Origin of the sequence: Methylobacterium carpenticola (genome assembly GCF_042748905.1) — a bacterium.
Classification (GTDB): Bacteria; Pseudomonadota; Alphaproteobacteria; order Rhizobiales; family Beijerinckiaceae; genus Methylobacterium; species Methylobacterium carpenticola.
Genome location: NZ_JBHZEO010000001.1, coordinates 888596 through 911599 on the forward strand (window position 1 = coordinate 888596; position 23004 = coordinate 911599).

Consider the following 23004-nt stretch of genomic DNA (forward strand, 5'->3'; position numbering starts at 1 on the left):
CCTCCGGAGATCCCGATTTTTTCGGCCTTTTTGATGGCGCTGGGGTATCCCGGAGGTTACGCGAGCGCCCCTTCGAGCCGCGCCCAGGCCCCCGCATCGCCCGGCAGCCCGAAGCGCAGGCGCGCCGGCGCCGCCTCGAAGCGGCGCACGAACAGACCGGCCCGGCCGAGCCGCGCGAACAGGGCGGGGGCATCGGGAAAGTCCGCGGTGCGGAACAGGCGGGTGCCTCCGACGAGGCGCCCGCCCGCGCCTGTGAGCAGGCGGTCGAGGCGCGCGGCGTCGCGCCCCCGCGCTGCGGCGGCCGTCTCCCGCCATGCCCGGTCGGCGAGGGCCGCCCGGCCGACCGCGATCGCCGGCCCCGAGACCGCCCAGGGGCCGAGGCTCCGCCGCAGCCGCCCGGCGAGGGGATCGCGCGCCACCGCGAAGCCGAGCCGCAGGCCGGCGAGCCCGTAGGTCTTGCCGAAGGAGCGCAGCACCACCGCGCCCGCCGGGACCTCGCCGCACAGGCTCTCCACCGGCTCGAGATCCGCGAAGGCCTCGTCGACCACGAGGAGCCCGCCGCGGGCCGCGAGTATTGCGGCCGCCTCCGCGAGGGCGCCGCGTCCCGCCACCCGGCCGTCCGGATTGTTGGGATTGACCACCACGGCGACCTCCGCCTGCATCGCCGCGGCGAGGTTCGGCACGGTCGCGACATGATGGCCGGCGCCGCGCCACGCGGCGGCGTGCTCGGCATAGGTCGGCCCGACCACGGCGACGCGGCTCGCCGGCCGCAGGACGGGCAGCCAGCCGATCAGCGCCTGCGTGCCGGGTGCCGCGACCACCTGCGCGGGATCGGCTCCGTAGGCCGAGGCGGCGGCGGCTTCGAGGGCGCGCGCATCCTCCGGCGCGGGCAGGCGGGTGAGGAGGCTGGCCTCCAGCGCCGGGCACGGATAGGGGACGGGGTTGATGCCGGTGGAGAGATCGATCCAGGGCGTCGGCGCGTCCGGGAACAGCCGCCGCGCCTCGTCGAGATCGCCTCCGTGCCGGATCGTCTCCCGAGCTTCCATGCCCGCCTCGCTTCATCCGCCCGACAGCCTGTTCGTGCTCGCCCTCGCCCTCGCGGTGGAGGCGGCCCTCGGCTATCCCGACCGCCTCTACAGGGCGCTCGGCCACCCTGTCACCTGGATCGGCCGGCTGATCGCGGCCCTCGACCGCGGCCTCAACCGCGAGGGCGACCCGCCGGCCCTGCGGCGCGGCGCGGGAGTCCTCGCGCTCGCGATCCTGCTCGCCGCCACGGGGGCTGCGGCGCTCCTCCTCGTCCTCGCCGCGCAGGCGCTCGGGCTGCCGCTCCTCCTCGGCGGCCTTCTCGCCGCGAGCCTGCCGGCGCAGCGCAGCCTTCACGCGCACGTGGCCGCGGTCGCGGTCGCCCTGCGCCGCGACGGCCTGCCCGGCGGGCGCCGGGCGGTGTCGATGATCGTCGGCCGCAACCCCGAGAGCCTCGACGAGGCGGCCCTGTGCCGGGCCGCGATCGAGAGCCTCGCCGAGAATTTCTCCGACGGCGTGGTGGCCCCCGCCTTCTGGACCGGGGCGGCGGGGCTGCCCGGGGGGGCGCTCTACAAGGCGATCAACACCGCCGACAGCATGATCGGCCACCGAACGCCGCGCCACGCCTCCTTCGGTTGGGCGGCGGCCCGCCTCGACGATCTCGTGAACCTGCCGGCCTCTCGCCTGACCGCCGCCCTCCTCGTCGCGGCGGCGGCCCTGCGGGCCGATTGCTCGGCTCCGGGCGCCGTCCGGGCGGTGCTGCGGGATGCGGGCAAGCACCGCTCGCCCAATGCGGGCTGGCCGGAGGCCGCCATGGCCGGGGCGCTCGGCCTGCGGCTCGCCGGCCCGCGGGTCTACGGGACGGCGCGGGTCGAGGACCATTGGATGGGCGACGGCCGCGCCGAGGCGAGCGCGGCGGATATCGACCGGGCCCTCGCGCTCTACCGGACCGCGATCGGGATCCTGTGGGGCGGTGCGGCGGGGCTGGTGGTTCTCGCCCTTCTCGGCTGAGCGCGTCGCCGATCCGGCGTCATGCCGCGGCGTCGTCTGCCGGAGGACAGGGGACGGCGCCCAACCGAATCCCGTCCGAAGAGGGACAACGGGGCCATCACCGCCGCGCGAGCGTCATGTCGGGCTCGGTGCCCGGCCCCGGGCGGCGCAGGACGGCCTGCGCCACGAAGACCATCACCACGCCGCCGAGCAGGCAGGCGGCGAGGAACAGCATCGGCGTGAGGTCGCTGCCGGTGCGGTCGCGGATCCAGGGCACGGCGTTCTGGGCGATGAAGCCGCCGAGATTGCCCACCGAGTTGATCGCGGCGATGCCCGCCGCCGCGGTGGCCCCGCGCAGGAAGGTCGGGGGCAGCGACCAGAATACCGGCTGGCCCGAGAAGATGCCCGCCGCCGCCACGCACAGGCAGGCGAATTTGAGGGCCGAGCCGGGCACCACCACGCTCAGCGTCAGGGCGGCGGCTCCGATCAGGGCGGGTCCCGCGATGTGCCACGTCGTCTCCCCGGTCTTCGCCGCATGGCGCGGCACCCACCAGAGGGCCAGCGCCACCGCGATCCAGGGGATCACGTTGAGGAAGCCGTTGACGGTGTTCGAGACGCCGAAGCCCTTCACCACCGTCGGCAGCCAATAGCTCAGGCCGTAGGCCGCGAGCGGGAAGGCGACGTAGAGGAGGGCGAGGATCATCACCCGGCGGTCGAGCAGGACCCGGAACGGGTTGGCGTGCTCCGTATGCGGCGTGGCCGCCGCCTCGCGGGCGAGCACGTCGGCGAGCCACTTCTTCTCCTCGGCGGGCAGCCAGCGCGCCCGCTCCGGTCCCTCCGGCAGGATGAAGAACACCACCACGGCGAGCAACAGGGCCGGGATACCGGTCGCGACGAAGACCCATTGCCAGCCGCGCAGGCCGAGGAGCCCGTCGAGGTCGAGGAGGGCGCCGCCGATCGCCGCGCCGACGGCGTTCGCCAGCGCGCTCGCGATCATGAACCAGCCGACCATGCGCCCGCGGTGGCTCTGCGGGAACCACAGGGTGAGCGCGAACAGCACGCCGGGGAAGAAGCCCGCCTCCGCCGCGCCGAGGAGGAAGCGCAGGACGTAGAACATCGCCGTGCCCTGCGTGAAGCCGAGCAGCACGGTGATCAGGCCCCAGGTCGCCATGATCCGGGTGAACCAGAGCCGCGCCCCCACCTTCTCGAGGATCACGTTCGCCGGCACCTCGAACAGGAAGTAGGCGACGAAGAACAGCGAGGCGCCGAGCCCGTAGGCGGCCTCGCTCAGGCCGAGGTCGCCCACCATCTGGAGCTTGGCGTAGGAGACGTTCTGCCGGTCGATATAGGCGATGAGATACATCAGCCCGAGGAGGGGCATCAGCCGCCAGGTGATGCGGTCGATCGTGCGCGTGCCGAGCGCGTCCGGCGCGTGATCTGCCATGGTGCGTCCCTCCCGGACGGATCTGATCCCGCAACCGGCTCGTCACGGCCGGTTTCCGGTGTGAGAATAGGCGCCGTGCCTCCCACGGAAAGCCGTCCCTCGATAATCCCGGAGTGTTCAGCTCTTGCGGATCGCGGCGAAATTGCCCTTGAGCGCCTCCCAGCGCTGCCAGAGGCCGTCGAGGGGGCGCGGCTCGCCCTGGCCGCCCGCGCGCACCACCACGGTCGCCGTGCGCCCGACCGTGAGTGACTCGGTTTCCTTCGAGGGGTCGAGGGCGACGCGGACCGGCACGCGCTGGGCGAGCCGGACCCAGGCGAAGGTCGGGTTGACGTTGGCGAGCAGGTTGGCGCCCGCCGAGCGCTCCCGGTCCTCGATGCCCGCCGCCACGCTCTCGACCCGGCCGGTGAGGTCGCGGCTGCCGCCCATCAGGTGCACGCTGACCGGATCGCCGATGCGGATGCGATCGAGCTTCGTCTCCTCGAAATAGCCCTCGACGTGGAGCGTGTCGCTGTCGACGAGCGCCATCACGGCCTTGCCGGTCGCCACGTAGCTGCCGGGCCGCAGCTCCAGGTTGGAGATGCGGCCGTTCACCGAGGCCCGGACCTCCGAGCGGGCGAGGTTGAGCTTGGCGAGGTCGCGGTCGGCCACGGCCTGGTCGTAGGCCGCGCGGGCGCCCTGCTCGGTCGCCTGGGCCTGTTCGAGGCGCTGCTGCGAGACGACGTTGTCGCTGAGCTGCTGGTAGCGCGCGAGGTCGGCCTCCGCCTGGACCAGCGTGGCCTTGCGGCCGGCTACCACCGCCTCGGCCTGCCGCAGGGCCAGCGCGAAGCGCTCCGGGTCGATGCGGAACAGGACGTCGCCGCGCCGGACCGTCTGGTTGTCCTTCACCTCGACGTCGCGGACGAGGCCCGACACGTCGGGGGCGACGCCCACCACCTCGGCGCGCACCCGGCCGTCCCGGGTCCAGGGGGCCTCCAGGTAATAGTCCCAGAGAGCGGCCCCGACCACGAGGGCGACGAGCAGCAGCAATCCCGTGACGGCGAAGCGGCCGAGGAATGCGAGAAGGCGGGTCATGGCGAGACTCAAGGCAGGCGCGAGGCCAGGGCGACGATGCCGCCGAGGCACGTGATGGTCAGGGCGAGGTCGAAGAGCGGCCGGTGCCAGACGAGGCGGTAGAGCCCGGCCCAGGCGATGAGGCGGCGCAGCACGAGGCTCACCCCGAAGGCGAGGATCGCGTAGACGAGGAGGGCCGGCAGGAAGACGCCGTAGACGTCGAAATCGGGCATCAGGCGGCCTCCCGGACCGGATCGGCGCGGCGGCCCCGCGCCGGATCGTAGGGCGCCGCATCGGGGAACAGGGCGCGGCGAAGCCCCGCGAGGCCGAGGAGGGCGTCGCGCCGCCCCTCGGGCCCGGGCTGCGCCCCGATCCGGCGGAGCGCCGCGTCGATGGAGTCCAGCATCGCCGGGTCGGCCGTCCCCGTCTCGCGGCGGTAGTGGCGCGAGACGGCGTCGAGCACCCGGTCGAGGGCGGCGACCTGATCGGCGGGCAGGGCGTGGCGGGAGCGGCGCAGGAAGACCAGCACCATGCCCACCCGCAGCTCCGCCAGGGTGTCGACGCGGCGCAGGGCGCTGCCGGGCGCCGCGGCGGCGATGCGGGGCACGAGGAGCCCGAGACGGTCCATCATCAGGGCCGCGAAGGCGACGCGGTCGCCGCGCCCGCGCCGGGCCGCCGCCCGCGAGAGGTCCCGCCGGCTCGCGCGCAGCAGCCGCCACGCGCCCTGCTCGGCGCCGATCGAGCGGGTGAGGCTGGTGACGAGGGCCGCGATCCAGATGCCGATGAGCAGCGCCATGCTGGAATTCACGAAGGCCGAGAACTCGGCATTGTAGCGGTCCTGCAGGGCGAGCAGGGCGTTGCCGTTGACGCCGAGCGCGATGCCCGCCGCGGCGGTGCGCGGATGCGCCATCAGCAGGCCGCACAGCAGGAGCGGCGGCGCCACCACCAGGGTCAGCATCGCGAAGTCGTGGACCCGCGGCAGCACCCCGAACAGCAGCAGGCCGGCCGCGACGGCGCCCACCGCCGACCAATGCGCGAAGCTGAGGATCGCGGGGGTCGGGTTGTCCTGCGCCGCGAAGAGGCAGCAGAGGACGAAGCCCATCATGGCCGCCGTCGCCCCGTCCGGCCACGCGGTGGCGATCCACAGGCCGACGCAGACCGCCGCGGTGATCAGCAGGCCGAGGGCGGAGCGCAGGGCCATGCCGTGGTCGCGGTGCTGCGGCGGGAGGGCGGCGAACTCGCCGCCATAGGCCAGCGGCGCCCGCAGCCGGCCGCCCCCGCGGGCGATGTGCTCCTCCAGGGTCCGGCAATCCCGGGACAGGGCCACGAGTTCGCGCAGGCGGTCGAGCAGGCTCGCGCGCACCAGCGCCGTCCAGGTCGGATCGGGCGGCAGCCCGTGCTCGGCGGTCTCGATCCGCGCCGTGAGGTCGGCCACCCCCCCGGCGGGGGCGCCGGCCTTCGCCCAGGCGTCGAGGGAGCGCAGGAGGTCGCGCAGGTCGGGGGTGAGCCCCGAGAGGCCGCGCAGGGCCTCGATCCGGTCGGCGAGGGAGGAGAGCACCGGCAGCAGCAGCAGCATGCGCGACCGCAGGGTGCGCACCCACGGCGCGGCCGCGGCCTGCCGCGAGGTGTCGTAGGCGAGATGGGCGGCGAGCACGTCGATCTCGCCCGCATCCGCCGCGAGCCGCAGGCGGCGCGCCCGCACCGCCGGATCCTCCGCCTCGCCGGCCAGCACCTCGCCGGTCCAGTGGCCCGCCTCGGCGAGCCAGTCGGCGATGCGCCGGGCCACCACCGGCGCCACCGATTGCGGGACAACGGTGCTCGACACCACGGCGGCGCAGAGGATGCCGAGCGTGATCTCCTCCGCCCGCGCGACCGCGGTGTCGAAGATCGTGCCGGGTTCGCTCACCGCCGGGAAGCCGATCAGGGCCGCCGTGTAGCCGGCGAGCATGAACAGGTAGCTGCGCGGCGTGCGGTCGAGGAGCGAGAGGTAGAGGCAGCCCGCGGTCCAGAGGGCGAGGGCGGCGGTGAGGATCTCGGGGGCGTTGACGAGGTTGGGCACCAGCGCGACCGCGACGGCGACGCCGATCAGCGTCCCGCCGACCCGGTAGGCCGCCTTCGCGCGCGTCGCCCCCGCCAGGGCCTGGGCGGTGATGAACACCGTCGCCATCGCCCAGTAGGGCCGGGGCAGGTCCATCCAGAGGGCGATCCAGAGGGCGAGGATCGCCGCGCCCGCGGTCTTGCCCGCGAAGAGCCAGGCGCGCCAGCCGGGAAGGGTCATGATGCGGCCCTCGCGGGAGGCGGCAGATCGGGGCCCAGGCGATCGCCGGTGCCGTCGCGCAGCGCCCGCAGGACGCGCAAGGCGGCGTGCAGATCCTCGTCCGGCACATCGGCGAAGAGGCGGGCGCGCAGGCGGTCGAACTCCGCCTCGATCGCCCCGACCCGCGCCCGGCCCGCCTCGGTGAGGCGCAGCACCTTGGCGCGCCGGTCGGTGGGATCCTCCTGCCGGGTGACGAGGCCGGCCTCCTCCACTTGGTCGAGGAGCCGCACCAGGGTGGGCCCCTCGATGCCGAGGGCCTCCGCGAGGGCGCTCTGGCGCGGGTCGCCGCCGAGCCGGCCGATGAGCAGCAGCGGCAGGGCGGTGGCCTCGGTGAGCCCGTAGGCGGTCACCACCGCGTCCGCCGCCCGCCGCCAGGAGCGGCCGGCGCGCAGGAGGCCGAGCGTGAGGTTCTGGAGGAGGGTGCGGCGCATGGGACTTGAACGCGACGGCGAGAGGGCCGTTGCAGGAGCTGATAGATAGGATGCTAGCGATTGCCGCGCATCCTCTCAGCCATGCGTTGCCGTCGGGGGAGAGCGTCGCAGCGGTTGTGTCGCGGTTCGGCCGCCGGAGGCGGGACCGCTCAGAGGCCCGGCCCCTTGGCCGCCCCGAGGATCCGGCCCGGCCCGCCATATTCCGCCTGCAGCACCAGCACGTAGGAATCGGCGTCGCCCGCCTGCAGCACCGTCCGCGGCACCTCGTAGCGGGTGGGCACGCCCGACCAGCTTCCCACGTGGTGCATGCCGCGCACGACGTTGCGGTAGGTCACGGTCTTGCCGCGGTTCTCCCCGCGCGCGATCGTCACCTCGCGTGAGCGCGCCACCGGCAGCAGCCAGAGTTCCGCCCGGCGGCCCGCCTCGGGCGCGGCGCCGACATCGATCACGATGCGGTCCGCCGCCGCCTCGCTGCGGATCGGCACCGGCAGGCTCACGGCGGTGCCGGGATCGCGGATCGTGTGCTCGAGGGCGGCGCGGTCGGAGCCCACCACCGCCGAGGCGCCGTTGATCACCGCCTGGGGCGTGTAGACCTGCCGGTCCCCCCGCACGCCCGCATAGGCGCGCTGGCGCTCGGTGAAGGCCGTGCGGGCCAGCGTGTCCTTCCAGCCGAGATAGTCCCAGTAGGTGACGGGCAGGCTCAGCGCGATCACACTCGGATCGCGCGACAGGTCGCCGATGAGGTGATCGGCCGGCGGGCAGGCGGAGCAGCCCTGGCTGGTGAAGAGTTCGACCACCGCCCGGGGCGCGTCGCCGGCCACGGCCGGGGCAGCGATGCCGAGAATCAGGGCGGCCAGAAGCCAACGGGGTGCCGCGCGGGTCATGCCCGCATCAAGCCCCGGCGGCCGGGCTGACGGAAGTCACGTTAGCTTGAGCCGCCGGGTTCGCGGCCGGCTGCGCCGCCCGCGGCAGCAGGGCGGGACGCCAGCGCCGGTGCATCCACATCCACTGCTCGGGATGCTCGCGCACCCAGCCCTCGATCACCCGCGTCATCGCCTGCATGGCGCCCTGCACGTCGATCGCCCCGGAGGCGTCGCGCGGCAGGTCGAGGGGTGGGGTGAGTTCGAGGCGGAAGCGGTCGTCGGGCAGGCGGATCACCCGGACGCCGTGGACCGGGCACTCGTAGTGCCGGGCGAGCTTGGCGAGGAGCGGGTTGACCAGGGCCGGACGGCCGAGGAAATCCACCACCACGCCGCGGGTGAAGTGCTGATCCACCAGCATGCCGAGATGGCCGCCGCGCTCGATCACGCCCTGCATCGCGAAGGCGGCGCCGGGGCCGGCGGCGGTGAGACCGCCCATCGTGGCGCGGCGCACCTCCTGCACGAGCTCCTTGGCGGCCGGGTTGTTCGGCGGCCGGAACACCGCGCTCGCCTCCAGGCCGAAGCGGGCGGCGCAGATCGCCGGCAACTCCCAGTTGCCGAGATGGGCCGAGAAGATCAGGCCGGGCTTGCCGTCGTCGCGCAGCGAGAAGAAGTGCTCGATGCCCGAGACCTCGATCCGGCCCGGCGTCGCGGCTTCCGGGTCGTAGTCGAAGATCTCGGCGAGGTGCGCGTATTCGGCGCCGGTGCGGCCGATGTTCTCCCAGGCCCCGCGCGCGATGGCGGCGATCTCCTCGGGCGAGCGGTCCGGATAGGTCTCGCGCAGGTTGGCGAGCGCCGTGCGGTGCGCGGGCAGGCGCGGGCCGAGCGTGCGGCCGAGCCACGCTCCGAAGCCGCCCGCCCGCCGCGGCCCGAGCAGGCTCGCGACGCCGAAGAGCAGGCGCACGAGCCAGATCATCGGCAGCCCGGCGAGGCGGGAAACGAAACGGTACAGCCTCAGCTTCAGGCGCAGCACGGGCATCTCGCGAGGGGTGGCGGCGGCGCCGGAGCGGGCGCCGTTCCGTGAGGTCGTCGGCCCGACACGGGGTTGCAAGGGGGGCGGCGGAAGAAGCTGAGCACCGCGGCCGCGGCGTCACAGCGTGGCGATGATCTTCCCGAAGACCTGGCGCGATTCGAGCCGCGCCAGCCCCTCCGCGAAGGAGGAGAGCGGCAGCACCGTGTCGACCACCGGGGTGATCCCCTGAGCCATCTTGGCGAGGGATTGCCCGATATTCTCGATCCGGCAGCCGAACGAGCCCGTGATCCGGTACTGCTGCTGGAACAGCTGCATCAGGTTCATGGTGGTGGAGACGCCGGAGGTCGAGCCGCAGGTCACGAGCCGCCCGCCGCGCTTGAGGCAGAGGAGCGAGCCGTTCCACGTGTCCGGCCCCACATGCTCGAAGACCACGTCCACGCCCTTGCGCTTGGTCAGCCGCCGCACCTCGCCCTCGAAGCGCTCGGTGCGGTAGTTGATGACGTGGTCGGCGCCGAGCGCCCGCGCCTTCTCGCCCTTGATGTCGTCGCCCACCGTGGTGAAGACCGTGCAGCCGATGGCCTTCGCCATCTTGATCGCAGCGGTGCCGATGCCGGAGCCGCCCGCATGCACCAGGATCGATTCGCCGGGCTCCAGCCGGGCGTTGTCGAACAGCATGTGCTGCACGGTGCCGAAGGCGATGGGCGCGCAGGCGGCCTCGACGAAGCCCACGCCCGCCGGCACCGGCACCACGAGGCGGGCCGGCATGACGACGCGCTCGCGGGCGAAGCCGTCGATGTGGAAGCCCATCACGCCGCCGACCTCCTCGCAGAGGTTGTCGCGCCCCTCGCGGCAGGCCCGGCAGCGCCCGCAGGTGAGCGCGCCGTAGAGCGCCACCGCGTCGCCGACCTTGAGCCCCGCGACGCCCTCGCCGAGCGCCGACACCTCGCCGGCCGCCTCCGCGCCCACGGTGAGCGGGAGCTTGCGCTTGGCGAAGGCCATGCCGCGGAAGCCCCACACGTCGATGAAGTTGAGCCCGACCGCCCGGATCCGCACCTCGACCTCGCCCGGGCCGGGCGGGGGCGGCGCCTCGACCTGCGACAGGCGCAGGTCGCGGTCTCCGAAGATCTGAAGGGCTTGCATGATCCGACTCAAGGGTTGGGGGAGGAGGTGTCCGGTGGCGGCAGATTATGGCCGAGGCGGGTCGCCAGGGCCGGTCCGGCCACCTGACAGATTGCCTTGACAGTGCCCACCGGCAACGATGTCGCTGCGATCGATGTCGAGCTTCATGCCGGACGGTCGGAGGGTGAGCCCGCCCCGCTATTTTCGTATGGATCCACCATCGGGGTCGGCCTAGCGTTTCAATCCGCGCCCCTGTGCAGGGGCGACCTTATTGCTTCAATTAGCCTGCGATGGCCGGCTCCCGCCTCGCGACCCCATCCGGCTTACCGGCCCTTGCGTGAGCGGGCAACACCGCGCCGTCCGGCTGCGATTTCCGATGGATCACTCCGGCGCCAGGAACCGGCGCCGGGCCCAGCCGACGATGCGGCCGTACTTGACGCGGCACCACGTGCGCCCGCTCGGCGTGTCGGTGGTGCAGCCGAAGCCGCGCAGGCGGGCGTCCCAGGGGGCCCGCCCCACGGCCGGGGCGGCCGCATCCGGCCCCTCGCGGATGCTCAGGGAATCGCCCGGGGGCACGTCGTCGACCCGGAAGGTTTCGGATTGGGCGAAGGCCGCTCCCCCGGTGAGACCGAGGAGGACGAATGCCAGTCGGACGCGACGCATCGCGCATCAGCCTCTTCATCACGCGCCGATCCCCGGCGCGAGGCCGCTTCGGCCCAGTCAATACGGCGGAATCAGGGATCCGGGCGGTCAGCCGCGGTGCACGCCCATCATCGCGGTGAGCCCGCCATCGACCGGCAGCACCGTGCCGGTGATGTAGGCGGCGCCCGGCCCCATCAGGAAGGCGACGAGGGCCGCGACATCGTCGGGCGCGGCGAAGCGCCCGGCCGGGATCTGCTTCTCCATGGCGGCGCGGTGAGCGGCGTAGGGGGCCATCATGGCGGTGTCGATGAAGCCCGGCGCCACCACGTTCACCGTGACCCCGCGCCGCGCCGATTCGAGGGCGAGCGTGCGGCAATAGGCGATCAGGGCGCCCTTGGTGGCCGCGTAGGCCGCGTTGCCCGGGTTGCCCCGCAGGGCCGCCACCGAGCCCACCGCCACGATCCGCCCGGCTTTGGCCCGGGTCATCGGCCGCACCAGCGCCTTGGCGAGCCGCGTCAGCGACCAGAAATTGACCTGCATCGCCGCCTCGGCGCGCTCCTGGTCGAGCATGGCCGCCAGCGTGTCGTAGGATTGCCCGGCATTGTGCACGAGGCCGAAATAGCCGGCCTCCGCCGCCGTCTCGCAGAAGGCGTCGAGGGCGGCCCGGTCCGCGAGGTCGAGGGGCAGGGCGCGCGCGCGGCGGTCCGGATGCGCCGCCGCGAGGTCCGCGACCAGGGCCCCGGCCGCCTCGCCCGATTCGCGCACGGTGAAATCCACGTCGTGGCCGGCCGCCACCAGCGCCCGCACCACGGCGGCGCCGAGGCCCCGGGCGCCGCCGGTGACGAGGATCCGCGTCGGCCCGGTCCCGGCGCCGCTCATGCCGGCTCCGCCGCGAAGACGAGGCAGGTGTTCTGGCCGCCGAAGCCGAAGGAGTTCGACAGCACCGTCCGCACCGGCAGGTCGCGGGCCTGCGTGACCACGTCGAGGGGGAGCGCCGGGTCCGGCACCGCGTAGTTGATGGTCGGCGGCACCCGGCCATGCGCCAGGGTGAGGAGCGAGACCGCCGCCTCCACGGCGCCCGCCGCGGTCAGCGTGTGGCCGATCATCGACTTGTTCGACGAGATCGGCACCGCGCGCATGCGCTCGCCGAAGACGGAGAGGCAGCCGAGCGCCTCCATCTTGTCGTTCTCGGGCGTGCCGGTGCCGTGGGCGTTCACGGTGTCGATCCGCTCCGGCGTCAGCCCGGCATCGTCGAGGGCGTCCTGGATTGCCGCGATGATCGGCGCGCCGTCCGGGCTGGAGCGGGTGCGGTGGAAGCCGTCGCCCTTCTCGCCGCAGCCGAGCACGTAGCCGAGGATGCGCGCGCCGCGGGCCTCGGCGGCCGCCGCATCCTCCAGCACCAGGGCGGCGGCGCCCTCGCCCATCACGAAGCCGTCGCGGTTCTTGGCGAAGGGCTTGGAGGCGGCCTCGGGCGGATCGTTCTGCGTCGAGAGCGCCGAGAGCAGCGAGAAGCGGATCAGCGATTCCGGGTTCACCGACCCGTCGGTGCCGATGCAGAGGGCGGCCGTCATCTCGCCGCGCCGGATCGCCTCGACCCCGAGCTGGATCGCCGTGGCGCCCGACGAGCAGGCGGTCGAGAGGGAGATCGGCGAGCCCTTGGTGCCGAAGCGGTCGGCGATGCGGTCGGCCACCGTGCCGAAGACGAACAGGTCGTGCCACGCGTCGAAGCGGCGCGTGGCGGCGGCGCGCAGCAGATCGGCGTAGGTGACGTCGCCGGAGACCGCCGCCGCCTCGGCCAGGGCCTGGCGCTGCGGCCATTCCATCTCGACGGGGGGCACCGCGATGAAGAGCGCACCCGGAAAGTCGCCGGGCAGGCCCGCCTGCGCGATCGCCTCCTCGGCCGCGGTGGCGGCGAGGTGCTCGGAGAGCACCGGCGCCACCATCGGCTCGGCCTTGAGGAAGTCGACCGTGCCGGCGATGCGGGTGCGCAGGCCCTCGATGGGGAAGCGCGTGATCGCGTGGATGCCGGAGCGCCCCGCCGTCAGGGCGGCCCAGTTCTCCGCCACGCCCTGACCGAGGGAGGTGACGACACCGATGCCCGTGACGGCGACGAGGGGCCGGCCCTTGGCGTCGCGATGCGCGCGGCTCATGCGGAGCTCCCGGCGGGCAGGATGCGGATGACGCCCTCGCCGCGGCGGTGCCCGACCGCCGTGACGGCGACCTCGCGGGCCGCGCCCTCCGCCACCAGCAGGGCCGCGAGCGCGGCGCCGAACGGGGCCGTGACCTCGAGGGTGTGGCCGGTGAGGTCGCCGAGGGCGCTCACCCGGGCGCCGGGCGCCAGGGTGGCGAGGCTCGCCGCCTCCTCCCCGGTGATGCCGGCGCAGCCGGTGGCCCCCGAGATGACGGCGTCGGGCGCCTCCAGGCCGGCCTGCCGCCAGAGTCCCGCCAGGCTCGCCGTGACGCTGCCCGGCGCGCGCCGGGTGCGGTCGCTCGCCACCGCGGCGAGGCGGGCGAGCGGCGCCGCGCCGCGGGCGGCGGCGTGCGCGGCGGATTCCAGCACCAGGAAGGCGGCGCCGCTGCCGAGGATGAAGCCGCCATTCCCCTCGCGGCGGAACACGGGGGCGTAATCCGGCCGCTGGAGGAAGCCGCCCATCTCGTGGACGAGGAGCACGTCCGCCCGCTCGGCGTTGTAGGAGCCGCCGACCAGCATGCACTCCACCTGGCCCGCGGCGATGCGGGCCTGCGCGATGCGCAGGGCGTCGACGCCGCTCGATTCCTCGCCCATGAAGGTGCGCGAGGCGCCGGTCACCCCGTGCACGATGGCGATGTTGCCGGCGAGCAGGTTCGAGAGCTGGGCGAGGAACAGGGTGGGGCGCAGGTCGTTCTGCAGCCGCTCGTTCAGGAAGGCGCCCGGATCGTCCGCGGCGCGCAGGCCCGTGAGGATCTGGCCGTCGACCGCGTAGTCGCGCTCGCCGCCGCCCGCCGCCACGATGAGGTGCATGGCCCCCTTGCGCGCGGCATCGCCCTTGAGGCCGGCCGCGTCGAGGGCGAGGCCGGCGGCGTAGACGCCGAGCCGCTGCCAGGGCTCCATCTGCCGCTGGTCGGCCTTCTTGGGGATCTGCCCGTCGAGGGAGAGGGGCGCCACCGGGTGGACCGGCCAGGGCGCGAAGGTCTCCGCGTCGGTGCGCGGCGGCCGGCCGGCCTCCAGGGCGGCGCGATGCGCCGCGACGCCCTCGCCCGCGCCCGACACCAGCCCGAGGCCGGTGATCACGACCTCCCGGGTGCTCACGCGGCGGCTCCGTCGAGGAGGCCGATGGCCCGGGCGCGGTCGCGCATCGGGCCGTCGAGGCCGGCGGGGAACGGCATGGTCTTGAAGCGCAATTCCGCGTTGCAGAGCGGCTTGCCCTCGGCGCGGATGGTCGCCTTGGTGACGGCGTAGCCCGAGCCGTCATGCTCCAGGCTCGCCTCCACGGCGAGGTCGGCGCCCGGCCCCACGAAGGAGCGGAAGCGCGCCTTGTCCACGCCCATCAGGAACGGCATGTGGCTGAACCCCGAGCGCGCGAGGATGAGATAGCCGGAGGCCTGCGCCATGGTCTCGGTGAGGAGCACCCCCGGCACCAGCGGGTGGCCCGGGAAATGGCCTTCGAAGACCGGGCTCTCCATCGGCACCGTGGCGTGCGCCTCGATGCGGCCGGCCTCCCGGTCGAAGGCGACGACCCGGTCGATCATCTCGAAATATTCGAGGCGCATGCGCGCACCCTCGCGGGGATCAGACCTTGGCGGCCTTCTCGGCCACCAAGCCGTCGATGCGGGCGCAGAGGTTCTTCAGCACGAAGTACTGCTCGGCCGGCACCTTGCCCTCGTTGACCTCCTGGGTCCACTGCTCGAGGGGCAGCTTGATGCCGAAGGCCTTGTCGATCGCGAAGGCGATGTCGAGGAAGGCGAGACTGTCGATGCCGAGATCGTCGATCGCGTGGCTCTCCGGCGTGATCGAGTCGCGCGGGATGTCGGCCGTCTCGGCGATGATGTCGGCAACGCGGTCGAAGGTATCGGACATGGGCGTGCAGCCGCTTTCGTGATGAGGTCCGGCTCGACCCCGCGACCCACGGGGCTCCGCCCGAGCCCTTGGTCACGGACCGCTCTGACGAGGGCCTCGAGCTGTCTGGTTTACGTCCCGCCGGATCCGGCGAGCCGAATCGGGCCGGCGGCGCGCCGTCGACCCGGTCGAGGGGCTCGCATACACGAGGGGGGAGCGGCGGGCAACCGCGGCTCCGTTCCGCTTCGTTCCGCGTTGACGGCCGGGCGGAGGATCCCGCCCGCACCGGAGGAGCCCATGGACAGCGTCACGCCGCCGGAGGTGCGCCGGGAGCCGGCCCGCTCGCAGGGGACGGCCCGGGTCGCGCTGGTGCTCGGCCTCGCCGCCCTCGGGCTGTGGACCGTGCGCGGCTTCCTGCCGGCCCTCGTCTGGGCGGCGATCCTCGCGATCGCGCTCTGGCCGCTCTACGCGCGCCTCGCCCGCCGGGTCCCGCCGCGGGGGCACGACGTGCTGTGGCCGGCTCTGTTCACGCTGGCGGTCGCCCTGGTCGTGCTGGTGCCGCTCGTCCTCGTCGCCGTGCAGGCGGCGCGGGAGGCCCGCGACGTGCTCCAGTTCTGGCACCGGATCGAGGAGCAGGGCTGGCCGGTGCCGGACGTCGTCGCGCACCTGCCCTTCGGCGCGGCCCCGGTCTCCGCGTGGTGGCAGCAGAATCTCAGCCGCCCGGCGGGCTCCTCGGAGCTGCTGCACCATCTCGACCGCGCCTCGCTGCTCGGCTTCGGGCGCAGCTTCGGCACGCAGATCGTCCACCGGGTCGTGCTGTTCGGGTTCACGCTGCTCACCCTGTTCTTCCTGTTCCGCGACGGCCCGGCGGTGGCGCATCAGGGCCTCGTCGCCTGCCGCCGGCTGTTCGGGGCGCGCGGCGAGCGGGTGGCCCGCCAGATGGCGGCCTCGGTGCACGGCACCGTGGACGGCCTCGTGCTGGTCGGCCTCGGCGAGGGCTTCCTGCTCGGCGTCGTCTACGTCCTTGCGGGCGTGCCGCATCCGGTGCTGCTCGGGGCGGCGACCGCGCTCGCGGCGATGATCCCCTTCGCGGCGCCGGTGGTGTTCGGTCTCGCCGCCGTGCTGGCGGGGGCGGGCGGCAGCCTCGCCGCGGCGGTGGTGGTCGTGGCGGCGGGCCTCGTCGTGACCTTCCTGGCCGATCACGTCGTGCGCCCGGCCCTCATCGGCGGCGCGACGCGGCTGCCCTTCCTGTGGGTGCTGCTCGGCATCCTCGGCGGCGTCGAGAGCTTCGGACTGCTCGGCCTCTTCCTCGGGCCGGCCGTGATGGCGGCCCTGGTGCTGCTGTGGCGGGATTATACGGAGGGGGAGAGGGCGTGAGGCTTGTTGGCCGATCGTGGAAAGGAGTTTTCTGGATTCGTCTGCGCAGTTTTCGATATTGACCCGCTCGGGCCTGTGTAACAGTCTTCGGGCGCAGTTGCGAAGAAATAAAGTGATCTTGCCGCTGCGGCTGCCTCTGTGCTGGATAGGCCGCCGCATCGGAAAAACGATAAGATCATCGGAGGTGGGGGATAATGTCGATGCCCGTCTACGGCCATTCTCTGCCCGGCGAGGATCCTTCTTATTGGGAGCTGCTCTCGGATCATTCGCGGGCGGTTGCCGAAGGAGCCAAAGAGTTCGCGAGCGTTTTCGGGTGCGGCTGGTTGGCGGAGGCTGCCGGATGCCTGCACGATATCGGCAAATGCTCGGCTGAGGTGCAGGCCTACCTCCACGGCGAAGGGCCGAGCCGGGATCACTCGACGGCGGGGGCCAGGGTGGCGGTCGCGCGCTACCCGCACCCGCTCGGCCGGATGCTGGCGCTCGTCATCGCCGGTCACCACGCGGGTCTTGATGACGCCGAAGGAATCGATCGGCGCCTGGATGCCGCCGCGACCCCGATTCCCGCTTACGATGGGTGGGAGGCTCATGCGGGTCCGCTGCCATCGCCGCAGCGGTTCGTGCTGGAACGGAACCGCCGCACGGGCTTCGCCGAGAGCTTCCTGATCCGGATGCTCTTCTCCTGCCTCGTCGATGCGGATTTCCTGAAGACGGAGAGGTTCTACAAGCAGAAGGTCTCACGCGGCCTCGGCCTGCCGATCCCGGTTCTTCGTGACCGGCTCCGGGCGCACATGGCCGAAAAGCGCGCGGTCGCCAAGCCGACGCCGGTCAACGCCCTGCGGGCGGAGGTGCTCGACCACATCCTCGGCAGGGCCGCGCTGCCGCCCGGCCTGTTCACCCTCACCGTGCCGACCGGCGGCGGCAAGACGCTCGCCTCGCTGTCCTTCGCCCTCGACCATGCGAAGGAGCACGGACTCCGTCGCGTCGTCTACGTGATCCCCTACACCTCGATCATCGAGCAGACGGCCGCGGTCTTCCGCGCGGCGCTGGGGGACGACGCGGGCGTGCTGGAGCATCACGCCAGCTTCGACTGGGAGGTTGCGGGCCGGAGTGGCGATGCGGGTTGGGGAGCGGACGCCACCGCCGCGCTGCGGCGCGCCGCCGAGAACTGGGATGCACCGATCGTGGTGACGACCGCGGTGCAGTTCTTCGAGAGCCTGTTCGCCGTCCGCACCTCGCGCTGCCGCAAGCTGCACAACCTCGCCCGCAGCGTGATCGTCCTCGACGAGGCGCAGAGCCTGCCGCGCCACCTCCTCGCTCCCTGCATGGCGGCGCTCGAAGAACTGGCCACCAATTACGGCGCCACCGTCGTGCTCTGCACGGCGACTCAGCCGGCCCTGCGCGAGTGCGACGGCTTCGAGGGCGGCTTCAAGATCGGTCCCGACCGCGAACTGGCGCCCGATCCGCAACGCCTCGCCCGTGCCCTCAAGCGGGTTCGGGTCGAGCGCCGGTCCGGGCCGGTGCCGGATGCCGAGATCGCCGCCCGCTTCGCCGCCGAGCCGCAGATGCTCTGTATCGTCAACGGCCGGGCGCATGCGCAGACCCTGTTCGGCCTCATCGCGGAGCAGCCCGGTGCCGCCCATCTCAGCACGCTGATGTGCCCGCGCCATCGCCGTGCGGTGCTGGATGAGGCGCGGACGCGGATCAAGGACGGGAAACCGGCCCGGATCGTCTCGACCTCCCTGATCGAGGCGGGCGTGGACATCGACCTGCCGGAGGTCTGGCGGGCCGCCGGCGGCCTCGATTCGATCGCCCAGGCCGCCGGCCGCTGCAACCGCGAGGGCACGCGCCCGGATCTCGGCCGGCTGGTGGTGTTCGAGCCCGAGGGCGGCATCGGGCATGCGGAGATGGCCGAGTTCTGGAAGGCGGCCAAGTTGGCGATGGGAGAGAGCGACGATCCGCTCGGCCTCGACGCGATCCAGCGCTATTTCAGGGAGGTGTATTGGCGGATCGGTCCCGATGCGCTCGACGCTGCCAAGATCGAGGGCAAAGTCTTCCCGATCCTCCTTCGGGTCGCCGAGCGCACGAACGCCTTCACCTTCCCGTTTCGGTCGATTGCCGAGGCCTTCCGCGTGATCCCCGATGCCATGGAGACCGCCATCGTGCCTTGGCGGGCCGGGCCGGACGACGACGAGGCCGAGACGATCCTCGGGCGGATCGGTTCCATGGACCGCCCGCTCGCCGATGATCTCCGGCGGCTTCAGTCCTACACGGTCTCGATCCCGAAGCCTCAACGCGATGCATGGCTGAAGACCGGAATCCTGCGTCAGGTTCATCCGGGCCTCGGTGATGCTGTCCTGCGCTTCCAAGAGCTTGGTGACCATTACGACCCGCGAATGGGCATCCGGCTCGACGGCGGGATGGCGCGGTCGGCGGACAGCAATGTCATAGGCTGACCGGACCTGTCGCCTCGTGCGGGTCTCCCAGGATGGGGCGCCCATATGCGGCAGTGCCGCCCAGACTAGCAGGTCTTGCGGCGCAATGGTGTCGCATCGTGGGTTCTCAACTGAAAATTTTATCCTTTACCAGCGTTTGCAATCGTTGCTAGATCGACGTGAAGATCGGGAGCGATCATGGCATATGGTGTCCGGCTGAAGGTTTGGGGCGATCGTGCCTGCTTCACGCGGCCAGAGATGAAGGTCGAGCGCGTCTCCTATGACGTGATCACGCCCTCGGCGGCGCGGGGAATACTCGAAGCGATCCTCTGGAAGCCGCAGATACGCTGGGTCGTCGATCGCATCCACGTGCTGAAGCCGGTCCGGTTTCAGTCCTTTCGGCGCAACGAGGTGGGGGCGAAGATGCCCGCCGTCACAGCGGAGCGCGCGATGCGGGCGGGCTCGGTGGCGGGGCTCGGCCTCGTCGTCGAGGACAACCGGCAGCAGCGGGCCACGATGCTCCTGGTGGACGTGGCCTATGAGATCCACGCGCATTTCGAGCTGACCGACAAGGCTGGCCCCGAGGACACACCGGCCAAGTACGCGAGCATGTTCAACCGGCGCGCTGCCGCCGGCCAGTGCTTCCACCGGCCCTGTCTCGGCACCCGCGAATTTCCGGCGGAGTTCACGCTGGTGCCGCAGGACGCCCCTCTGCCGGCGAGCGCGCTTCCGGCTGATCAGCGCGACCGCGACCTCGGCTGGATGCTGCACGACATCGATTTCGCGAACGACCGGGCGGCGCGCTTCTTCCGTGCGCGCCTCGTCCGCGGCGTGCTCGACGTGCAGGAATGCCTGCGCGAGGGGGTGGCCGCGTGACCATCCTGCAATCCCTCGACCGCTACTACGACCGGATGGCGGCGCGGGGTGAGGCGGAGGCCCCGGGCTTCTCCCGCGAGAAGATCAGCTTCGCGATCGTGCTCTCGCCGGAGGGCGAGGTGCGCGACGTCATGGACCTGCGCGTTGCGAGCGGCCGTAAGCGCGTCCCCGTCCTGCACGAGGTGCCGGCCGCGGTGAAGCGCACCGCCGGCATCCTGCCGAACCGGCTCTGGGACAAGACCTCCTACGTCCTCGGGCGGACGGCCGGGGAGGGCCGCCGCACCGCCGAGGAGCACGCCGCCTTCAAGGCCCTGCATCGTGACCTGCTCGCGGGCAGCGACGATCTCGGGCTCGTCGCCCTGGCGCGGTTCCTCGATGCCTGGGACCCGGCGGCCTTCGACGCGCCGCCGTTCAGCCCCGAGATGCTGGACACCAACATCGTGTTCCGCCTCGCCTCCGAGCTGCGCTTCATCCATCAGCGGGAGGCCGCCAAACGCCTCCTCGCCGCGGAGGCGGGGGAGGAGGCGGGCGAGATCTGCCTCGTGACCGGCCGGCGTGCGCCCGTGCAGCGCTTGCACGCCACCATCAAGGGGGTCGAGGGCGCGCAATCCTCGGGCGCGTCCCTGGTCTCGTTCAACCTCGACGCCTTTGCCTCCTACGGCAAGGAGCAGGGGGCGAATGCGCCGACCTCCGAGGCGGCGGCCTTCCGCTACGGCGCGGCGCTCAACCGGATGCTCGACCGCGCGAGCGCGAACCGCCTGCGCCGTCCCCTCGGGGACACCACGGTGGTGTTCTGGGCGGATACGGCGAACAGCATCGACGAGAAGGCGGCCGCCGCCGCCGAGTGGCTGTTCGGCGGCGTCGTCGATCCGCCATCCGAAGGGAAGGACGACAGCCAGGAGGCGGTCAAACTCCACGACGCCCTGAAGAAGGTGGCGGAGCTGAAGCCGGTCGCAGAGCTGGGGGTTGGCGTCGTGCCGGGCACGCGCTTCCACGTGCTCGGCCTCGCCCCGAACGCCGCGCGGCTCGCGGTGCGCTACTGGCTGGAGGATTCGATCGATGCCTTCGCCCGGCAGCTCGGCCGTCATTACCAGGCGCTGGAGCTGAAGCCGGCGCCCCGTGGCTGGAAGAGCCCGCCCTCGCTGCGATGGCTCCTGGCGAAGACCACCGCGCTGCAGGAGAAATTCGACAACGTCCCGCCCTTGCTCGCGGGCGAGATGACCCGCGCGGTCCTCGCGGGCACGCCCTATCCGCGCACGCTGCTCGCCGCGGCGCTGATCCGCCTGCGGGCCGGCGACGACCCGACGTCCGGCTGGCACGCCGCCGTGATCAAGGCCCACCTCAGCCGCCAGCCTTTCAAGGAGATGCTTCCCGTGGCGCTCGACCCCGACCATCCCAGCACAGCCTACCAGCTCGGTAGGCTCTTCGCGGTGTTGGAGCAGGCGCAATACACCGCGCTCCTCAGCGTCAACGCCTCGATCGCCGATCGCTATTACGGGGCGGCCTCCGCGACGCCGGCCCGGGTCTTCGGCCCGCTTCTGCGGGGCCTCAACACCCACATCTCGGATGCCCGCAAGCGCGGGCGCGGCGGCTGGATCCAGCCGAAGGTGCAGGAGATCATGAAGAGGCTTCCCGCCGACCTTCCGAAGACGCTGAAGCTCGAGGACCAGGGCCGCTTCGCCGTCGGCTACTACCACGAGCGCGCCACCCGCCCGACGAAGGCGGACGAGACCGAGACCAAGGGGGACGAGGCCTGATGACCACCCGAGCGAAGCCGCTGACCCGGCGCCACGAGTTCGTGCTGTTCTTCGACGTCACCAACGGCAACCCGAACGGGGATCCCGACGCCGGCAACATGCCGCGCATGGACCCCGAGACCGGCCACGGCCTCGTCAGCGACGTCTGCCTCAAGCGCAAGATCCGCAACTTCGTCGAGCTGACGCAGGCGGATGCGGTCGGGCAGCGCATCTACGTGACCGAGGGCGCGATCCTCAACGAGAAGCACCGCGAGGCCTATCTGCGCCTGCGGCCGGACGATCCGGACGCCAAGAAGGCCAAGAAGCTGACGCCGAAGACCGACGAGGAGGCGCAGCGCCTGCGCCAGTTCATGTGCGACAACTTCTTCGACATCCGCGCCTTCGGCGGCGTGCTGTCGACCGGGATCAATGCGGGCCAGGTGCGCGGCCCGGTGCAGATCGCCTTCGCGCGCTCCGTCGAGCCGATCCTGCCTCTCGAAGTCTCGATCACCCGCATGGCGGTGACCACCGAGAAGGAGAAGGACGAGCGGCGCGAGGGGGAGGACGACGAGAAGCGCGGCGACAAGCGCACCATGGGCCGCAAGCACATCGTGCCCTATGGTCTCTACCGCGCCCACGGCTTCGTTTCGGCCCCGCTCGCCTCGCACCCGGTCAAGGGCACGGGGTTCTCCGAGGACGATCTCGATCTCCTGTTCGAGGCGCTCACCGCCATGTTCGACCATGACCGCTCGGCGGCCCGCGGCGAGATGGCGACGCGCAAGCTCATCGTGTTCCGGCACGACTCGGCCCTCGGCAATGCGCCGGCTCACGCGCTGTTCGACCGCGTGAAGACGTGGCGCGTGCACAAGGGATCGCAGCACGAGATCGGCGCGGAGGCGCTCGACAACGCGTCCGCGCCACGCAGTTTCGCCGATTACGCGGTCACCATCGACAGTGAGGGGCTGCCGGAGGGGGTCGAGGTCGTGGAGCGATGAGCGCCGCGCCGCCGGATCCCGCCCTCGAAGACACCCTGATCCCGCTCTCGGCCCTCCAGCACTTCCTGTTCTGTCCCCGGCAATGTGCCCTGATCCATCTGGAGGATCTGTGGGCGGAGGATGTGGCGACCGCCGAGGGGAGGATCCTGCACGAGCGGGTCGATGCGGGCGGGACCGAGGGGCGGGCGGGTGTCCGGGTGGCGCGGGGGCTGGCCCTGCGCTCGCTCGCCCTCGGCGTCGCCGGGCGGGCCGATGCGGTGGAGTTCCGGGGCAGGACGCCGCGGCCGGTGCCCGTCGAGTACAAGCGCGGCAAGCCGAAGACCCACCGGGCGGACGAGGTGCAGCTCTGCGCGCAGGCGATCTGCCTGGAGGAGATGTTCGGCACGCCCGTCCCCGAGGGCGCGCTGTTCTACGGCGAGACCCGGCGGCGCCAGGGCGTGGCCTTCGACGCGGAGCTGCGCGCCCTCACGGCCGAGGTCGCGGCGGGCGCCCGCGCCATGATCGCGGGCGGCACCACCCCGCCCCCGCGCCGGACGCCCGGCTGCCGCCGCTGCTCGCTTCAGGACCTCTGCCAGCCCGGGCGCCTGGAGCGGCCACCCGCCATCGCCGGCTGGCTCGCCGACCGGATCGCCGAGTGAGGATC

The 23004-nt window shown here is 72.6% G+C and carries 22 protein-coding genes; 7 read left to right on the top strand and 15 right to left on the bottom strand.

What is annotated here, in order from left to right; genetic code table 11:
* Window positions 1-56 precede the first annotated feature (56 nt).
* Window positions 57-1046: a threonine-phosphate decarboxylase CobD gene (gene cobD / locus ACE101_RS04215; protein ID WP_379126303.1), complete on the bottom strand. Its 990-nt coding sequence runs from the start codon at window positions 1044-1046 to the stop codon at window positions 57-59.
* Here cobD and cbiB point away from each other — a divergent pair.
* Entirely contained in the window at window positions 1045-2034 is a 990-nt protein-coding gene (cbiB, locus tag ACE101_RS04220; RefSeq protein WP_379126304.1) for an adenosylcobinamide-phosphate synthase CbiB, read from the top strand. The genes cobD and cbiB overlap by 2 nt on opposite strands.
* 97 nt (window positions 2035-2131) lie before the next feature.
* On the opposite strand, the gene ACE101_RS04225 is transcribed toward cbiB, so the two are convergent.
* From ACE101_RS04225 to ACE101_RS04290, 14 genes are all read right to left on the bottom strand, one after another.
* Window positions 2132-3457, bottom strand: coding sequence for an MFS transporter (locus ACE101_RS04225; protein WP_379126305.1), 1326 nt, complete (start codon window positions 3455-3457; stop codon window positions 2132-2134).
* A 117-nt stretch (window positions 3458-3574) separates the two neighbouring features.
* A complete protein-coding gene (locus ACE101_RS04230) occupies window positions 3575-4528 on the bottom strand; it encodes an efflux RND transporter periplasmic adaptor subunit (protein ID WP_379126306.1) in 954 nt (317 codons plus the stop codon).
* A gap of 8 nt (window positions 4529-4536) precedes the next feature.
* Window positions 4537-4740 carry a DUF1656 domain-containing protein gene (locus ACE101_RS04235; protein WP_379126307.1) on the bottom strand — a complete coding sequence of 68 codons (204 nt, stop codon included), beginning with the start codon at window positions 4738-4740 and terminating at the stop codon, window positions 4537-4539.
* Window positions 4740-6785, bottom strand: coding sequence for an FUSC family protein (locus ACE101_RS04240; RefSeq protein WP_379126308.1), 2046 nt, complete (start codon window positions 6783-6785; stop codon window positions 4740-4742). Before ACE101_RS04240 ends, ACE101_RS04235 begins: the two co-directional genes overlap by 1 nt.
* Window positions 6782-7255, bottom strand: a complete 474-nt coding sequence (locus ACE101_RS04245) for a MarR family winged helix-turn-helix transcriptional regulator (RefSeq protein WP_379126309.1) — start codon at window positions 7253-7255, stop codon at window positions 6782-6784. The genes ACE101_RS04240 and ACE101_RS04245 overlap by 4 nt, the downstream gene beginning before the upstream one ends.
* Before the next feature lie 149 nt (window positions 7256-7404).
* On the bottom strand, window positions 7405-8139 hold the full coding sequence (locus ACE101_RS04250) for a DUF1223 domain-containing protein (RefSeq protein WP_379126310.1): 735 nt from the start codon (window positions 8137-8139) through the stop codon (window positions 7405-7407).
* Window positions 8140-8146: 7 nt separating this feature from the next.
* Entirely contained in the window at window positions 8147-9148 is a 1002-nt protein-coding gene (locus tag ACE101_RS04255; protein WP_379126311.1) for a lipid A biosynthesis lauroyl acyltransferase, read from the bottom strand.
* A 117-nt stretch (window positions 9149-9265) separates the two neighbouring features.
* A complete protein-coding gene (locus ACE101_RS04260; RefSeq protein WP_379126312.1) occupies window positions 9266-10288 on the bottom strand; it encodes a zinc-binding dehydrogenase in 1023 nt (340 codons plus the stop codon).
* Between the two features lie 360 nt (window positions 10289-10648).
* Complete coding sequence (locus tag ACE101_RS04265) at window positions 10649-10930, bottom strand: SH3 domain-containing protein (RefSeq protein WP_379126313.1); 282 nt, start codon at window positions 10928-10930, stop codon at window positions 10649-10651.
* Window positions 10931-11017: 87 nt separating this feature from the next.
* A complete protein-coding gene (locus tag ACE101_RS04270; protein ID WP_379126314.1) occupies window positions 11018-11788 on the bottom strand; it encodes an SDR family oxidoreductase in 771 nt (256 codons plus the stop codon).
* Complete coding sequence (locus tag ACE101_RS04275) at window positions 11785-13059, bottom strand: beta-ketoacyl-ACP synthase (RefSeq protein ID WP_379126315.1); 1275 nt, start codon at window positions 13057-13059, stop codon at window positions 11785-11787. The genes ACE101_RS04270 and ACE101_RS04275 overlap by 4 nt, the downstream gene beginning before the upstream one ends.
* Window positions 13056-14198, bottom strand: a complete 1143-nt coding sequence (locus ACE101_RS04280) for a beta-ketoacyl-ACP synthase (RefSeq protein ID WP_379126317.1) — start codon at window positions 14196-14198, stop codon at window positions 13056-13058. Before ACE101_RS04280 ends, ACE101_RS04275 begins: the two co-directional genes overlap by 4 nt.
* Entirely contained in the window at window positions 14195-14659 is a 465-nt protein-coding gene (locus tag ACE101_RS04285) for a 3-hydroxyacyl-ACP dehydratase FabZ family protein (protein ID WP_379126319.1), read from the bottom strand. The genes ACE101_RS04280 and ACE101_RS04285 overlap by 4 nt, the downstream gene beginning before the upstream one ends.
* A 19-nt stretch (window positions 14660-14678) precedes the next feature.
* A complete protein-coding gene (locus ACE101_RS04290) occupies window positions 14679-14966 on the bottom strand; it encodes an acyl carrier protein (RefSeq protein ID WP_012334570.1) in 288 nt (95 codons plus the stop codon).
* A 276-nt stretch (window positions 14967-15242) separates the two neighbouring features.
* Between ACE101_RS04290 and ACE101_RS04295 the strand changes: the two genes are divergently transcribed.
* The 6 genes from ACE101_RS04295 (at window position 15243) to cas4 (ending at window position 22999) form a co-directional block, all read left to right on the top strand.
* A complete protein-coding gene (locus ACE101_RS04295; protein WP_379126320.1) occupies window positions 15243-16322 on the top strand; it encodes an AI-2E family transporter in 1080 nt (359 codons plus the stop codon).
* Between the two features lie 200 nt (window positions 16323-16522).
* Window positions 16523-18775 carry a CRISPR-associated endonuclease Cas3'' gene (locus tag ACE101_RS04300; protein WP_379138468.1) on the top strand — a complete coding sequence of 751 codons (2253 nt, stop codon included), beginning with the start codon at window positions 16523-16525 and terminating at the stop codon, window positions 18773-18775.
* A 177-nt stretch (window positions 18776-18952) separates the two neighbouring features.
* Window positions 18953-19630, top strand: a complete 678-nt coding sequence (gene cas5c, locus ACE101_RS04305; protein ID WP_379126321.1) for a type I-C CRISPR-associated protein Cas5c — start codon at window positions 18953-18955, stop codon at window positions 19628-19630.
* Window positions 19627-21387, top strand: a complete 1761-nt coding sequence (cas8c, locus tag ACE101_RS04310; protein WP_379126322.1) for a type I-C CRISPR-associated protein Cas8c/Csd1 — start codon at window positions 19627-19629, stop codon at window positions 21385-21387. The genes cas5c and cas8c overlap by 4 nt, the downstream gene beginning before the upstream one ends.
* Window positions 21387-22361, top strand: coding sequence for a type I-C CRISPR-associated protein Cas7/Csd2 (gene cas7c / locus ACE101_RS04315; RefSeq protein WP_379126323.1), 975 nt, complete (start codon window positions 21387-21389; stop codon window positions 22359-22361). Before cas8c ends, cas7c begins: the two co-directional genes overlap by 1 nt.
* Window positions 22358-22999, top strand: coding sequence for a CRISPR-associated protein Cas4 (gene cas4, locus ACE101_RS04320; RefSeq protein ID WP_379126324.1), 642 nt, complete (start codon window positions 22358-22360; stop codon window positions 22997-22999). Before cas7c ends, cas4 begins: the two co-directional genes overlap by 4 nt.
* Window positions 23000-23004 lie beyond the last annotated feature (5 nt).